This window comes from Paenibacillus sp. ALE3 (assembly GCF_054113405.1).
On the sequence record NZ_CM134214.1, the window covers coordinates 3,048,640 to 3,063,381 of the forward strand.

The 14,742-nt window shown below is 45.5% G+C and carries 17 protein-coding genes; all 17 read right to left on the reverse strand.

All coding sequences use genetic code 11. The annotated features are described in order from the left end of the window. Positions 1–28: 28 nt before the first annotated feature. A complete protein-coding gene (locus tag ACXHJ2_RS13165) occupies positions 29–916 on the reverse strand; it encodes a MinD/ParA family protein (protein WP_058710531.1) in 888 nt (295 codons plus the stop codon). Continuing rightward, entirely contained in the window at positions 913–2,358 is a 1,446-nt protein-coding gene (gene flhF / locus ACXHJ2_RS13170) for a flagellar biosynthesis protein FlhF (protein ID WP_058829481.1), read from the reverse strand. The genes ACXHJ2_RS13165 and flhF overlap by 4 nt, the downstream gene beginning before the upstream one ends. Beyond that, positions 2,355–4,388, reverse strand: a complete 2,034-nt coding sequence (gene flhA, locus ACXHJ2_RS13175; RefSeq protein ID WP_025677632.1) for a flagellar biosynthesis protein FlhA — start codon at positions 4,386–4,388, stop codon at positions 2,355–2,357. The genes flhF and flhA overlap by 4 nt, the downstream gene beginning before the upstream one ends. A 23-nt stretch (positions 4,389–4,411) precedes the next feature. Then, positions 4,412–5,524 (reverse strand): flagellar biosynthesis protein FlhB, encoded by a 1,113-nt coding sequence (gene flhB / locus ACXHJ2_RS13180; RefSeq protein ID WP_049825469.1) that lies wholly within the window; start codon positions 5,522–5,524, stop codon positions 4,412–4,414. Beyond that, the gene (fliR, locus tag ACXHJ2_RS13185; RefSeq protein ID WP_025677630.1) at positions 5,524–6,309 is read right to left on the reverse strand and encodes a flagellar biosynthetic protein FliR; all 786 of its coding nucleotides are present in this window, start codon (positions 6,307–6,309) and stop codon (positions 5,524–5,526) included. Before fliR ends, flhB begins: the two co-directional genes overlap by 1 nt. A gap of 10 nt (positions 6,310–6,319) precedes the next feature. Next, positions 6,320–6,589, reverse strand: a complete 270-nt coding sequence (fliQ, locus tag ACXHJ2_RS13190) for a flagellar biosynthesis protein FliQ (protein WP_016820960.1) — start codon at positions 6,587–6,589, stop codon at positions 6,320–6,322. A gap of 37 nt (positions 6,590–6,626) precedes the next feature. Continuing rightward, positions 6,627–7,382: a flagellar type III secretion system pore protein FliP gene (gene fliP, locus ACXHJ2_RS13195; RefSeq protein WP_016820959.1), complete on the reverse strand. Its 756-nt coding sequence runs from the start codon at positions 7,380–7,382 to the stop codon at positions 6,627–6,629. Then, complete coding sequence (locus ACXHJ2_RS13200) at positions 7,379–7,915, reverse strand: flagellar biosynthetic protein FliO (RefSeq protein WP_013370688.1); 537 nt, start codon at positions 7,913–7,915, stop codon at positions 7,379–7,381. The genes fliP and ACXHJ2_RS13200 overlap by 4 nt, the downstream gene beginning before the upstream one ends. Before the next feature lie 12 nt (positions 7,916–7,927). Further along, positions 7,928–8,293 (reverse strand): response regulator, encoded by a 366-nt coding sequence (locus tag ACXHJ2_RS13205; RefSeq protein ID WP_013370687.1) that lies wholly within the window; start codon positions 8,291–8,293, stop codon positions 7,928–7,930. Between the two features lie 29 nt (positions 8,294–8,322). Then, a complete protein-coding gene (gene fliY / locus ACXHJ2_RS13210) occupies positions 8,323–9,636 on the reverse strand; it encodes a flagellar motor switch phosphatase FliY (RefSeq protein ID WP_013370686.1) in 1,314 nt (437 codons plus the stop codon). Continuing rightward, positions 9,626–10,624 (reverse strand): flagellar motor switch protein FliM, encoded by a 999-nt coding sequence (gene fliM, locus ACXHJ2_RS13215; protein ID WP_013370685.1) that lies wholly within the window; start codon positions 10,622–10,624, stop codon positions 9,626–9,628. The genes fliY and fliM overlap by 11 nt, the downstream gene beginning before the upstream one ends. Positions 10,625–10,667: 43 nt before the next feature. Continuing rightward, positions 10,668–11,141: a flagellar basal body-associated FliL family protein gene (locus tag ACXHJ2_RS13220; RefSeq protein WP_013370684.1), complete on the reverse strand. Its 474-nt coding sequence runs from the start codon at positions 11,139–11,141 to the stop codon at positions 10,668–10,670. Next, the gene (locus ACXHJ2_RS13225; RefSeq protein ID WP_013309896.1) at positions 11,138–11,362 is read right to left on the reverse strand and encodes a flagellar FlbD family protein; all 225 of its coding nucleotides are present in this window, start codon (positions 11,360–11,362) and stop codon (positions 11,138–11,140) included. The genes ACXHJ2_RS13220 and ACXHJ2_RS13225 overlap by 4 nt, the downstream gene beginning before the upstream one ends. A gap of 60 nt (positions 11,363–11,422) precedes the next feature. Further along, complete coding sequence (flgF, locus tag ACXHJ2_RS13230; protein WP_058829480.1) at positions 11,423–12,232, reverse strand: flagellar basal-body rod protein FlgF; 810 nt, start codon at positions 12,230–12,232, stop codon at positions 11,423–11,425. 103 nt (positions 12,233–12,335) lie between these two features. Next, entirely contained in the window at positions 12,336–12,716 is a 381-nt protein-coding gene (locus ACXHJ2_RS13235; protein ID WP_058829479.1) for a TIGR02530 family flagellar biosynthesis protein, read from the reverse strand. Continuing rightward, entirely contained in the window at positions 12,713–13,246 is a 534-nt protein-coding gene (locus ACXHJ2_RS13240) for a flagellar hook capping FlgD N-terminal domain-containing protein (RefSeq protein ID WP_013370680.1), read from the reverse strand. Before ACXHJ2_RS13240 ends, ACXHJ2_RS13235 begins: the two co-directional genes overlap by 4 nt. A 19-nt stretch (positions 13,247–13,265) precedes the next feature. Further along, the gene (locus ACXHJ2_RS13245; protein ID WP_058829478.1) at positions 13,266–14,720 is read right to left on the reverse strand and encodes a flagellar hook-length control protein FliK; all 1,455 of its coding nucleotides are present in this window, start codon (positions 14,718–14,720) and stop codon (positions 13,266–13,268) included. Positions 14,721–14,742: the final 22 nt, after the last annotated feature.

Consider the following 14,742-nt stretch of genomic DNA (forward strand, 5'->3'; position numbering starts at 1 on the left):
AAACACCCCTGTTTCCTCTCATCAAAAATCAATGCATAGAACGCCGCAACCATTTTTGCATAAATCCTTTAATTCCACTCAATGCACCTGATTGTGGAACCTGTGGCATTGCTGCAAAACGGTGTGCCAGATTCAGTACATCTCTTGAAGCCGTACATCCCGGAAAAGCAACCATAAAAGGTATTTGTCTTTTGACTGCCTGCATGACATGAGTATCGTCACTGATATGTCCAAGCAGCGGGATTTCGATCTCCAAAAAGCGTTTCGCAACAAGTGCGATCTTATCAGCAACTTGACGGGCCTCATTATCGTTATCGGCACGATTGACTATAATTTTGAATACCGTATCTTTCTGCAACCCGTTTACGACTTTAATTAGTGCATACGCATCTGTTAAGGACGTCGGCTCTGGGGTGGTTACTACCATACATTCGTCAGCTGAAGTGATAAATTTAAGATTTTCCTTGGATAAACCTGCACCTGTATCAAAAAGGATATAATCCATGTCTGCTGCCATTTTTTCTACTTCTTCGGCAAAATAATTCAGATTCTCATCTGATAAGGCAAACAGTTCGCTTAAGCCTGAACCTCCGGCAATATAAGGCAAACCACCGATACCCGTTTGAATAATTTCATCAATTGATTTTTCACGTTTTAACAGATGAAGAAGATTGTATTGTGAGTGGGCCCCCATCAACACATCAATATTAGCCATACCGATGTCAGCATCAAACACAAGTACCTTTCGACCAAGAGATTGTAGGGCCAAAGCAAAGTTCAGCGTAAAATTGGATTTGCCCACCCCGCCTTTACCACTGGTAATCGTTATAATTTTTGCGTGACGATTACGTGGGGGTAATCGATACTTATCCAAGGATGAAGCCATTTGTCTAAGTGATTGGGCTTGATCACTCATATGGAATCTCCGTTAACTCCTGATGATCCTTTGGCTCCAAGCAGCATATTTGTCACCATTTCTGCATCGGGATGAAGCAGGTCGTCAGGAACATTTTGTCCATTAGTAATATAGGCCAACTGCATCGGAAACTGGTGCAAAAGATTAAACATTCCGCCACAACTGCCTGTCTCATCCATCTTGGTAAATACAACCTTACCAAGACCAAACTTACTGAAATGTCCAGTTATATTGAGCATATCCCTGCTTTTGGATGTCAGGCTGAGTACCAGATACGTCTCACTTTCATTAATAGGTGAAAGCAGACTTTGCAGTTCTGATACAAGCAGTTCATTACGATAATTTCGCCCTGCAGTATCCATGAGGATCAAGTCACAATGCTCCAGACGTTGAATAGCTCTTTGGACGTCACCGGGAGATTGCACAACTTCAAGCGGTACATTTAAAATCGTTGCATATGTACGCAGTTGCTCGACGGCTGAAATTCGGTACGTGTCAGAAGTAATAAATCCAACTTTGCGATGATGCTTGAACAACTGTTCCGCAGCCAACTTCGCAATGGTTGTCGTTTTTCCTACTCCGGTAGGGCCTGCAACATACACAATTTTGGTATCTTGGGAAATTCCTTTATCCAGTCTTGTCTGTATAAAACTGGTCACTTCCTCACGAAAGGCTTGTTCCCAATCAAAAGTTTCAGGTGCAAAAGGGTGCTCACTTCGACGGACATATACCTGTTCGATCCAATATTCCAGTAAATCACGTTCCACTTCCTGTTCCAACACATGCTCACAAATCTCTTGCAGCGCCTCCGGCCAAGTACTTTCCATCGAAGAGTTTCTGGAAAACCGAGTCATCATCGCTTTCATTTCCCGTAATTCATTAAGCAAAGCCTGATTTTCCTCAGCTCCACTCTTGTCTGGAACACTTGCTTCGATTGGCCGTTTATGCAGCTCACTGGATGATTTCAGGTTCGAAAGCAATACTTCTTGATCAAATGCCTGAGATATAGTCTCCAGGTTATTAGCAGACCTAGGCGACAAATGCTCAGTTGCTGATGCAGCTTGTTCTGTATTAACCGTTAATTCAGCTTGTCCTTCTTTGGAACTACCGGCTATCTGTTGTGTAACCCGTCGATAAGCTTCTGGAGCTGCTTGTCTGGGGACCACAGGGACTAATGGTTTTTCCGGCTTCTCAGGGGTGTTCATTAGAGGCGAAGAAGCCTGGGCAAGCTGGTGTGACGAGCGTTCAGCCCGCCGAGGCTTTGGAGGTTGCTGCTCCTCAACTGCAGCAACCACTTCAATTTTCTTTTTACTGAACATCCCCATAAAACCGCCGACCTTCACTTCCTTTGTACTTAAAATGACGGCATCTGTTCCTAAGTCACCCCTGATTTGCAGCATGGCTTCTGGCATGGTATCCACTACATATCGTTTCACCCTCATAAGTTCACCACCCCGACACTTTGAATTTCAACGTTCGGCTCCAGCTCACTGTACGACAGCACCGGGACATCCTGCATCGTCCGCTCCATCACTTGCCGCAAATACATACGTATTGTCGGTGACGTTAACACAATAGGCTGCTGTCCAGATTGAATGAGGCGGTTGATTTGCTCCATCATCCTTTGATACACCGTTTGCGTTGACACCGGATCAAGAGCCAAATAGCTACCTTGCTCCGACTGCTGCACGCTCTCAGCAATTTTCTTCTCCAATCCTGGTCCCACAGTAATAACGCGCAACGTTTCTCCCTGCTGTGCAAATTGCTGCGTAATCTGACGTGATAACGCTTGACGAACATATTCAGTCAGCACGTCTGGATCTTTTGTATAAGTACCATAGTCAGCCAGTGTCTCGAATATAGTCACCATATCGCGTATAGAGATTTTTTCTTTCAACAGCTTGGCCAACACTTTTTGTACGTCCCCAATCGCAAGCACAGAAGGAATAAGGTCGTCCACCAGCACTGGGTAATTCTCCTTGAGATTGTCAACCAGCGAACGTGTTTCCTGTCTGCCAAGCAACTCATGGGCATGTTTCTTGATCGTCTCTGTTAGATGAGTAGCTACAACTGAAGGAGGATCAACTACCGTATAACCTGACAGCTCAGCAACATCCTTGGTGTTCTCGTCAATCCAGAGTGCAGGCAATCCGAAAGCCGGTTCTGTCGTTTCAATCCCTGTAATAGAGTCGTCGTCGTATCCCGGACTCATAGCCAGATAATGATTCAACAACAGTTCTCCGCCGCCTACCGTATTGCCTTTAATTTTAATTACATATTCGTTAGGCTTGAGCTGAATGTTGTCCCGAATACGAATGACCGGCACAACCAACCCCAGCTCCAAGGCGCATTGACGGCGAATCATAATAATACGATCCAGTAAATCACCGCCTTGCTGTGTATCCGCCAAAGGAATCAACCCGTACCCAAATTCAAATTCAATCGGATCTACTTGAAGCAAGTTAATGACACTTTCCGGACTACGCACCTCTTCGATTTGTTGCTCCTCCTCCAGCTGTTCATCAGCAATTTGCTTGCGTTCCATATTGCCCTGCATTCTTCGGGCTGCAAAAAACAATAGAATCGCAAGTGGAAGAGTTGTAATGATATGAATAGGCGTGAAAAGGCCCAATAATGCAATGGTGGCAGCCACTATGTAGATCAATTTTGGATATGAAAAGAGCTGTCCGGTTAAATCTTCTGCTAAGTTGCCATCCGACGTAGCCCGCGTAACAATCAAGCCTGATGCCGTGGATATGAGCAGCGCGGGAATCTGGCTGACCAATCCATCACCGATCGTGAGAACAGAATACGTTGACAGCGCTTCTTGAAATCCTTTTCCCTGAACGGCCATACCGATAATAAAGCCGCCCACCAGGTTAATGATCAAAATGATAATACTGGCGATCGCATCGCCTTTAACGAATTTACTCGCACCATCCATTGCTCCGTAAAAATCCGCTTCCCGTTCGATTTTACTGCGTCGTTCACGGGCTTGCTGCTCATTAATCAGACCTGCATTCAAATCAGCATCAATACTCATTTGTTTACCTGGCATCGCATCCAATGTAAAGCGGGCGCCCACCTCTGCTACCCGCTCCGATCCTTTGGTGATAACAATGAACTGTACGACCACAAGAATGAGAAAGACAACAAAGCCGACGGCAATTTGGCCGCCTGCAATCCAGCTACCAAACGTAGCAACTACTTCGCCAGCATGACCCTCACCTAAAATAAGTTTGGTCGTAGAAATGTTGAGCGCCAAACGAAACAGCGTTGTAATGAGCAGCAATGAAGGAAAGATAGAGAACTGTAAAGCTTCCTTCGTATTCATTGAAACAAGTAAAATCATCAATGCAATAGAAATATTAATGACGAGTAGAACATCCAGCAGCCATGAAGGGATCGGGAGAATCATCATAAGAACGATACCGATGACGCCTGCAAGGACGGTTATTTCTTTTATTTTCACGGGTCTCTTGGCCTCCGATCCCTTTATTTCACTTTACCTTTTAATTTATATACATACGCCAGCACTTCGGCAACGGCCTGAAAAAGATCAGCTGGTATCGCATCCCCGATTTCGGCTCTTTGAAACAGCGCCCGCGCCAGCGGCTTGTTTTCCATCGTTATAACGCCGTTTTGCTTGGCAATTTCCTTAATTCGGAGCGCGACATAATCTTGTCCTTTCGCAATAATCTGCGGCGCTTCCATCTCCGAACCGTCATATTTCAAAGCCACAGCAAAGTGCGTAGGGTTGGTGATGATGACATCTGCATTAGGAACCTCCTGCATCATACGCTGCATAGCCATACGGCGCTGCCGCTCACGAATTTTCCCTTTGATTAGCGGGTCACCCTCCATTTTCTTGTACTCATCCTTGATGTCCTGTTTGGACATTTTCAGATTTTTCTCATGCTCATAACGTTGATACATATAATCCAATATCGCTAAAATGAACAGCACCACACCAATTTTGAGTCCTAGTTCCATTGTTAAGGAAGCTGTAAAACTCAACATCTGGTCGCCGGACATTTCAGCTAGTTTGGGTAGGTCAGCCTTTGTTTTCCAGAGTACGCTGTACACCAGATAACCAATTACAGTCATTTTTAAAACGGATTTCAGGAATTCAACCAATGACCTCATGGCAAAAATATTTTTGAAGCCTTTAATCGGGTCAATTTTGCTAAATTTGGGTGTAATACCCTCTCCAACCAATAAAAAACCAACCTGCATGTAGTTTGCCACTACCCCGATAACAATGGCACCAATAAAAATAGGAGCCAGCATAATTAAGATTTGCACACCATACTCACCCATCATCAGCAGCGTTGTATTCGGTGTTACTTCCATAGACAGCCGATTCACAAAAATATCCCGAAACAAGCGGACCGCATGATCCTTAAAATACCCGCCGAAAATCATGAGGCAAAAAAACGTAACCAGCAGGACACCAGCAGCGGGCAACTCCATGCTCTTGGCAACCTGCCCTTTTTGTCTTGCATCCTGTTTCTTCTTGGGTGTAGCTTTTTCCGTTTTTTCCCCTGAGAACAACTGCAGGTTCATAGCATATTTAAATGACAAACTACGTTCCTCCAGACCAGACATTAAGGACGATTACCCATAATATCCAACAAGTTGCGCATGGATTCGAACATCACAGAAAACAATCTTTCGAATATAAAAGCAAAACTTGGCATGAGAAGCAGTAACATGAACAATCCAACAAAAATTTTGAGCGGCACACCAATGACAAAAATGTTAAACTGCGGTGCTGTTTTAGCTAAAAAGCCAAGTCCCACATCCGTTAAAAAGGTAGCTACTACTATAGGAGCAGCAATTTGAAAGGCTAACATAAATGATTCCGCAAAAGAACGCACCAGAAATTCGGTTACACTGCCACCATACAACTTTATAAAAAAATCATTGGTCAGCGGTACCCAGTCATAACTGTATAAAATAGCATTTAGCAGATGATGGTGCCCGTTTATGCTCAAAAAAAACAATACAGCTATAGCAAACTTAAAATTTCCTGTCAAAGGCGATGAAGCTCCTGTCATAGGATCAAGCACATTGGCCATCCCGAAACCCACCTGAAGATCAATAAAAGAACCTGCAGTTTGGATCGCTGTCATAAAGAAATATGCAGTAAACCCCAGCAACAACCCAATCAGCACCTCACGCCCTACTAACAGCACATACGCTACATCGGTCGGCACCTGTTGATGTGTACCATAAGTAAGATACACGACCAAAGCTAGAAATCCTGAAATTCCCACCTTAAAGATATTAGGTACCCCTCGGGTTGAAAAAATGGGGGCTACTACAAAAAACGAGGTAATCCGACAAAAAATCAGCAAAAAAACAGGAAAACTCTGCAACAATATGTTCATAACTTTCAGCCTAACCTATATATTTGTACAAATTGTCCAGAATGTTATACGTAAAGTCCACTAATGAGGTCAATATCCAGGGTCCGAACAAAAGCAATGCCAGCAATACGGCGACAATCTTCGGAACAAAGGCCAGTGTCTGCTCCTGAATTTGGGTTGTTGCTTGAAAAATACTGATGATCAAACCCACGACTAGCCCCAATATCAGCATCGGAGCACTCACCTTGAGTACAATGTACACCGCTTGCCCAGCCAGGGAAATAATAAACTCCGAAGTCATTGCCGTCCTCCTTGATTGCTGTCCTTGCAGAAAGTATTCATGTATTAAAACTCAGAAGTAATGATTTGACTACCAAATACCAACCATCTACAAGTACAAAGAGCAGTATTTTAAAAGGAAGCGAGATCATTACCGGTGGTAGCATCATCATCCCCATAGCCATGAGTGTACTCGCCACTACAATGTCTATAACTAAAAAGGGTATAAAAATCATAAAGCCCATCTGAAATGCTGTTTTCAACTCACTGATTGCATATGCCGGAACCATCACCGTTAGTGGAATATCTTGATAGTTTTTTGGTTTTTCCATCTTGGTGTATTTCATAAAGAGTAGTAGATCCTTCTCACGTGTATGAGAGAACATAAAAGTCTTAATCGGTACTGATGCCTTATCTAGTGCCTGAGACTGTGTTATATCCCCCTTGAGATACGGCTGAAGCGCAGTTTCGTTCATAGCTGAGAAGGTCGGCGCCATAATAAATAAGGTGAGAAACAAAGCCAGTCCAACAAGCACCTGATTGGGCGGCATCTGCTGAGTTCCCAGTGAAGTTCGCACAAAGCCAAGTACAATCACGATACGCGTAAAACTCGTCATAAGTACAAGCAACGCGGGCGCTACACTAATGACAGTAATAAGTAAAATAATAGACAGCGAGGTGGCACCGGGCTGTCCTTTGTCCGAATTGCCGACTTGAATATCAATGTTCGGAATCGGTTCCGCAGAGGCCGCCGTCACCGAAATGAAGCTGAACAAGACAAGCAGCAAACATGCTAGTATAATCTTTTTTCTCATGAATCTCCCGACCGATCTGTAGTATTCTCCTCATTGCGCAACTTTTCAAGTTTATCCTTGCGATTCGGCATCTGCCGAAGCTTGGATTCAAACATCTCATGAAAAGATGTTTCCTCTTCAGGTTGCTGCTGCTGTGCCGCGTTGTTCCGGCGAAGCTTATCCGCAATTTTAGCGAATAGCGGGGCAATTGGGCCGCGCTGCAGAGAAGCTTCCTGCTCCAGTGCGGCCAAAATTTGCTCCACTTCTTCAGGATCGGATACTTTGTCAACAAGCCGGATATCTTCTCCCACACCAATGAGGTACACACTGCTACCAACTTCAACAAGCTGAAGGGATTTATTGGGGCCAAGCCCCACGCCTCCCAGTATGCGAACGGAGCGGTTGCTAAACCAGCTCTGATTTCTTTTACTCAAAAACCGTATCAAGTACACGATCAGTACGATGATAAAGATTAGCACGAAAAGGACCCAAGCAATGTTTCCTATATTGCTGGATGTACTCAAAGCGTCAGAGGCACCCTGTTGTGTATCCATACTGGATGCGCCTTACACACCCAGTGTCTTGTTGATGGCTTCGATAACCCGATCCGATTGGAATGGCTTAACGATAAAATCTTTTGCGCCAGCTTGAATGGCATCAATTACCATAGCTTGCTGACCCATCGCGGAACACATGATAACCTTTGCGTTCGGGTCAATTTGTTTGATTTCCTTCAGAGCGGCAATGCCGTCCATCTCAGGCATCGTGATATCCATCGTAATCAGGTCAGGACGAAGCTCCTTGAATTTTTCAATGGCCTGTGATCCATCCTGGGCCTCTCCTACTACTTCAAATCCATTTTTGGACAGGATGTCCCGAATCATCATTCTCATAAATGCAGCATCGTCCACGATCAAAATACGGTTTGCCATCTGAAATAAATCCTCCCTAAATTATGCTTTTATTGTAATTTTTGAATTCGGTCCCATTGGCTTACAATATCCGTTACACGCACGCCAAAGTTCTCGTCGATTACGACAACCTCGCCCTTGGCAATCAGTTTGTTGTTAACCATAATGTCCACCGGCTCCCCGGCAAGCTTGTCCAGTTCAATAATTGAACCTTGTGAGAGCTCCAGAATATCTTTAATTTGCTTTTGGGTCCTTCCTAATTCTACGGTGACTCTAAGGGGAATGTCCATCAATAAATTTAAATTGTTTTCATCCACTTGCGGAAATCCACCGGACTGCAAGTTAGAAAATTGTACAGGCTGCACATTTACATTACGTCCCGGCGGTACAGCCCCATAATGATGAGGTGTTCCATAAGGCACTTGCGGCGGCACACCTGCTGGCATTCCATATCCCGGCGTTCCATACCCTGGAGCGCCCTGCTGCCCATATCCCGGATCTTGAGGATACATTGGCGGTTGTTGCCCATAGCCTGCATCTTGCGGCGCCTGCGCGGCTGCAGGCGGCTGTTGGTAGGCTGGTGCAGACGGTGGCTGCGGAGTACTAGCTTGTGTCGGCGCTTCGGGAGCAGCTGTTGCAGCTGCCTGCTGTGCGGACGCTTGCGGTTGCTCGTCATCCTCTCCGCCATTCATTAAGATGCTCACCATCTTTTTGGCGAAATTAACAGGTAACAGTTGCATCAGTGTAGAGTCAATTAGATCTCCAATCAATAACCTGAAGGATACTGTAATCAGCGTCTCTTCATCTGGCAGGCTGGATACTCCATCACCGTGCAGAGGATCCAAAATATCAATCCCTGGTGGAGAGATATTAACAAAACGATTAAACATGGTAGACATAGAGGTCGCAGACGATCCCATCATCTGGTTCATCGCTTCCTGCACGGCACTGATGTGAATTTCATTCAATTCTTCATCTGCCGGATTTCCTTCACCACCAAGCATTAAATCCGCTATAACCTGCGCATCACGCTTTTTAATTACAAGCGAGTTAATGCCTTCAAATCCATCGACATAATTTACATGTACGGCTACGTGCGGCTTTGGAAATGCAGTTTCAAATTCAGAACGTGTAATAATTGAAACTTTAGGTGTCGTAATATCCACCTTTTGACCGAGCAGTGTGGAAAGAGCCGTAGCTGCGCTGCCGAACGTTATATTACCGATTTCCCCGAGAGCATCCTGCTCTAGAGAAGTCAGAAAATCGTCAACGGTCTTGCCTGCGGGAGTAGAATCCGTCCCCGCTTCAGACTGTTTCAGCAAGGCATCAATTTCCTCCTGGGACAAATAGTCTTTACTCGTCAATTTCTTCAACTCCTTCGTTGACAATTTCATCAATTTGTACGGCAACACGATCTCTTACCATGCCGGGACTTCCCATAAACTTCAACTTCTCGCCTACCCGGATGGATAGTCCTTCTTTGACTGGCTTGTTCAATGAAATGACATCCCCTACCGAAAGGCCCAAAAACTCAGCTACATTTATCCGGGATTCACCCAACTCCGCAATAATAGGAAGCTCTGCTTTGGTGACCCGTAATCTCAAGGCGTCTATCTCTTCAGGCGCCCTTGATTTCTTTTCGGATGTAAACCACTGGTGCGTGGACAGTCTGGCCATAATAGGTTCCAATACCACGTGCGGGATACAGAGGTTAATCATCCCTGTGGTATCACCAATTTTGGTGCTAAGCGAAATCAGAGCAATCGTCTCATTCGGCGAAACAATCTGCATGAACTGCGGATTTGTTTCCATAGCCTCTAGACGTGGTTCAATGTCCAGTACCGTTTTCCAAGCCTCTTGCAGGCTATCAAAGGTACGGCTGAAAATTCGCTCCATGATCGTCGTCTCGATTTCGGTCAACGCGGTAACCTTGGTTGGTGCCGAACCTGTTCCTCCGAGAAGCCTGTCCAGCATGGCATAAGCTACGTTCGGGTGAACCTCAAGCACCATTCGGCCTTCCAGTGGTTCAGCTTCAAAAATGTTTAGAATGGTCATTTTCGGAATGGAGCGAATGAATTCATCATATGGAAGCTGCTCCACCTGAACGACATTAATCTGGACAAAAGTACGAAGCTGTGCTGAAAAATAAGTGGTCAGATACCGTGCAAAGTTCTCGTGTATCCGCGTCAGACTTCGTATATGGTCCTTGGAAAACCTAAGCGCTCTCTTGAAATCATAAGCGCGAACTTTCTTTTGGGTTTCTTCCTTTTTGAGTTCTTCCGCATCCATTTCACCGGACGAGAGAGCTGCTAAAAGGGCATCAATTTCCCCTTGTGACAGTACATCCACCAATGTTATTCACCCCCTTACGTGTTCCTGACAAGATCACCTGGAATCAAATGGCTGCCAGCAAAAAGTCTGTAATTTTGGCGTTCCCCAGGTGACCTTCAGGGAGCGACTTATTGATGAGATCCGTCAGCTTGTCACTGAACTGATCCCGGCCTTTAGCCGTTCTGAGCTCATCAGGTTTGGTGTCTGCAAGTAATTGAATAACGATAGGCTTAATACTAATGTCCTTGATTTTTTCAAAAGCTTCTTTGGCTTTGGCATCGTTCAATTGAAAAGCAAGATTCATCTGCACAATGTAATCTGCGTCTGCCAAATTTGTTTTGATACCGGTAATTTCAGAGCTTACTTCCACCAATTCATCTGCTGACAATCTTGGAAGTTGTTCTGCTTGAGCGGCTTGCGCATTCGGTATGACTTCCGACTTCTTCCCGCTAAGCGCTGGTATAAGTACAAAGGCCGCGCCTGCAATCAAAGTAATCGCGAGTAAAATTGTAATGAGCCATGGCAGCATCTTCTTCATTCGTCTTCCTCCATTTGTTGCACTTTTATCGTGGCGGCATGCATGCCGATTTCACGGCTGTAACCCTTGATCAAGGAGACGACATCTGCCGCTTTTTCCAATACAATCAACCGTTTCCCCGTCACCAAAGTGACGTATGTATCCGGTGTTTCCTCCACAGTCTCAATGAGCAGCGCATTAAGCCACATAGGCGAGCCGTTCAGCCGCGTTAACGGGATCATCGTAACACCAACCTCCTGATAGGTGCGGAGGAGCCTCTACTCCTCCGCGTTTAAATGAGATTATCGTTTCAAGTTTACAACTTCCTGAAGCACTTCATCCGAAGTCGTAATGATACGCGAGTTCGCTTGGAATCCACGCTGAGCTACGATCATTTCGGTAAATTCGCCTGTCAAGTCAACGTTGGACATTTCCAGCTGACCCGCGATGATAGCTCCACGCCCCTCTGAGTTGGCTGGTCCAGGCTCAAGTTCATCAATGTTGGAGTTGACCGTTGTACGATACAGGCTGCCTCCAATTTTCTCCAAACCTTCCGGGTTAGTAACTCTGGCTATACCAATTTGCGTGCCATTATTCACTGTACCATCATCTAATTGCTGTACAATCGTGCCATCCTGTGAGATAGAGACTGCCGTAACATTGTCTTCAAGTGTGATTGGATCTCCATCCAAATTTCCCACAAAAAATCCATCGGAAGTCACCAGATTCCGGTTTGCATCTATGTGGAAATCACCCGCACGAGTCAGATAGGGAACTTCCTGTGCATCATTCATTTTGACCAGGAAAAATCCGTCACCATTAATCCGCAAATCCGTTGGGTTATTCGTGGTCATTGCACTACCTGGAAGATGCAGTGTATCAATTGAGCTAACCGAGACCCCCAAACCTACCTGCTTGGCATTCTGCCCGGCGGTTGTTGTTCCGTCTGGTGCACTTGCGCCCGAGCTCGTTTGGCTCAAAATATCCTTGAACATTACTCGGCTGGACTTGAAGCCTGTAGTATTTACGTTTGCAATGTTGTTACCGATAACGTCCAGCTTTGTTTGAAAGCCCTTCATGCCCGATACACCTGAATACATTGATCTCAACATTGAGTATAAATCCTCCTCTGATTGGTTGCTTAGTTGACCGCATCAGTCGATCCGCGGCTTTTTCATGGCTTTCCTATTCGGGCCAGCCACTTCGTATATTTTTTTATGAAATAATTACAGCACTATCTATCTGCGTAAATACGTTATCCTCCATGGACTGCTTGTCCATCGCAGTAACAACCGTTCGATTAGGCACACTAACAATCAAAGCCATATCCTGCATTAAAATCAAAGATTCTTTAGCGCCTTTGGCAGCAGCCTTATCCACAGCAGAGTTAATTTTCGCCATTTGGTCACTTTTCAACTCTATTCCTCGCTGCTCCAGTCGCTTGGCTGCATGGTTGCTGAGCTTGAGCACCTGTTCCTGCAACACCTGACCAAATGGTTTGGTGTCCTTTGTTACCGAATTTAATCGGTTTTGAGAAATCGCTGCCGGGGGAACGTTGGTAGGAAAAAGGCGTCCGACCGTTATCCTGTCATTCATGAGTTCTCACCGCTTCCAGTAGAGGAAGAAGATGAAGTATCTGACGTCTCTGTAACAGGAGCCGTTGTATTAGCCTGGCTTACTGATGTTACATCTTTTAATGCCACCTCAGCCGCTCCCATTTTGGCATACTGCACACCGTCGCGAATAACGATGGAATCTACGATTCCACTTTTCACCGTACCTGCGCCTGTCTCACCTGTAATGGAATCTTTTTTCCCCGGCTCAATCCAACTGACTTCTTTTCCTATCAAACCAGAAGCTGTACCCAAAGACTGTCCCAATGCATTCAACTGCGTAGAAATGTTCATCAGTTGTTCCACCGAGGAAAACTGTGCCATTTGGGCGATAAATTCTTTATCCTCCAAAGGCTGCATTGGATCCTGATTTTGTAGTTGAGTGATCAAGATTTTTAAAAATTGATCTTTACCCATCGTTTTAGTATCCTTGGCACTTGCTGTTTTGACATTATTCACATTGTAATTCGGCCAGACGTTACTGGTGGATACATTGTTGTCTGTAGTCGTCATTGTGTTCTCACCTCCATCATTACGCTTGTGCTGTAAAGGAGCCTGTCCGATTCATGTCATCTGCGCGTTGTTCTGCTGTCCAGTTACGAAGCTCTTCTGTCATTTCAGCTACCTTCACAGCATCCTCGCTCTCTTCTCTACCTCGAGCTTTAGAACGTTGGTTAGATTGCTGCTGCTGATTAGCTCCAGATCCGCGTCCATCCTGATACATATGGGAGGATAGCGACTCATTGTGCGTTACTTCTACTTTATCCACTTGAATACCTTGGCTCTGAAGACTCGTACGTAACTGCGACATTTGCTGTTCCAGCAAATCCTTAGCCCCACTGTGCTCAGTCATGAACTGGGCAACCAGATGACCATTTTGCATCGTTAGCTTAACCTCCAGCTGGCCCAGATGATCTGGACGAAGCATGATGGTCGCTTCTGTCAAACCAGTGTGCTTTACAATATCAAGTTTCTGTACTACAAACTCAGTCATCTCCTTGGCAAATTGCCGTACATGTACGACGGGTTGAGCTGGAGCCGAAGGTGTTGTTCCCTGCGCTTGTACTGAAAGCTGCCCCGCAGTCGTGATCACTGGAGTCTGATTATCAGTTGATGCCGGATCCGCTTGCTCAGCTACATCTACGAATGTACCTGCTTCATCCGTTACAGTAGGTTTAACTGCGGACTGAACGAGAAGATTCGTTGATGAACGCTGTCCTTCTGAGCCTTGCTGGCTAGTTTCACCCTGACTTGCTTGCTGCTGAGGAGTAACCTGTTTGTTTGTAGATGCTGCAGTTAACGTCTGAGCACCATTTGCTCGTTGTGCAGAAGGCTGGGCCGCTTGTGAATCTCCACTATCAGCAAGTTCCACAGCTTTCAATACTCCATGCCACTGCTCATCGGAAATAGCTCCCGTCCCAGCCGTTGCGCTTTGCAGCGATTGTAGTAACTGTGTCACCTTAGTCTTTTGGTCTCCCGAAGCCTGTTCTGCTACATTGGCAAGTTGTGACAAAGCGTCCTGCAATGCAAACCGAAGAGTTGCCGGATTAGCTGCCAAAGCTGTCAAGCCTGTAGCCTCTGCCGTTTCCCCACCATCTGCCTGTTGATTTGTTCCATTGCCTTGCAAAAACTGTTGTACTTGCTGAATCCACGATTGCAGAGTTGCAAGCAGCGCAGGATCGGCAACTACCTGATCATCCAACTTCTCGAGATTTTGCAGCAAAGGAGCTAATGTTTCAACCAGCGGCTCGGTTGGAGTTTCCGCAGATTCTCCGTTTGCAATAAGTGGTAGTACCATAACTAATGGAGAACCATTTGCATCTGTTCCTGCTGAGCCCGTTTGCCCGCCTGTCATCATTTGCGTCAGTGTTTGATTAAAGGCACCCGTGGTTGCTCCAGCAGCCGTGGCTGTACTTGTTGTTGATGCTGTCGTACTGTTAGCTGTTTGACTAGAGCTAAGAGATACACTTTGAGAAATAAGGGTCATATATTTTTCACCTCCCTTCAAT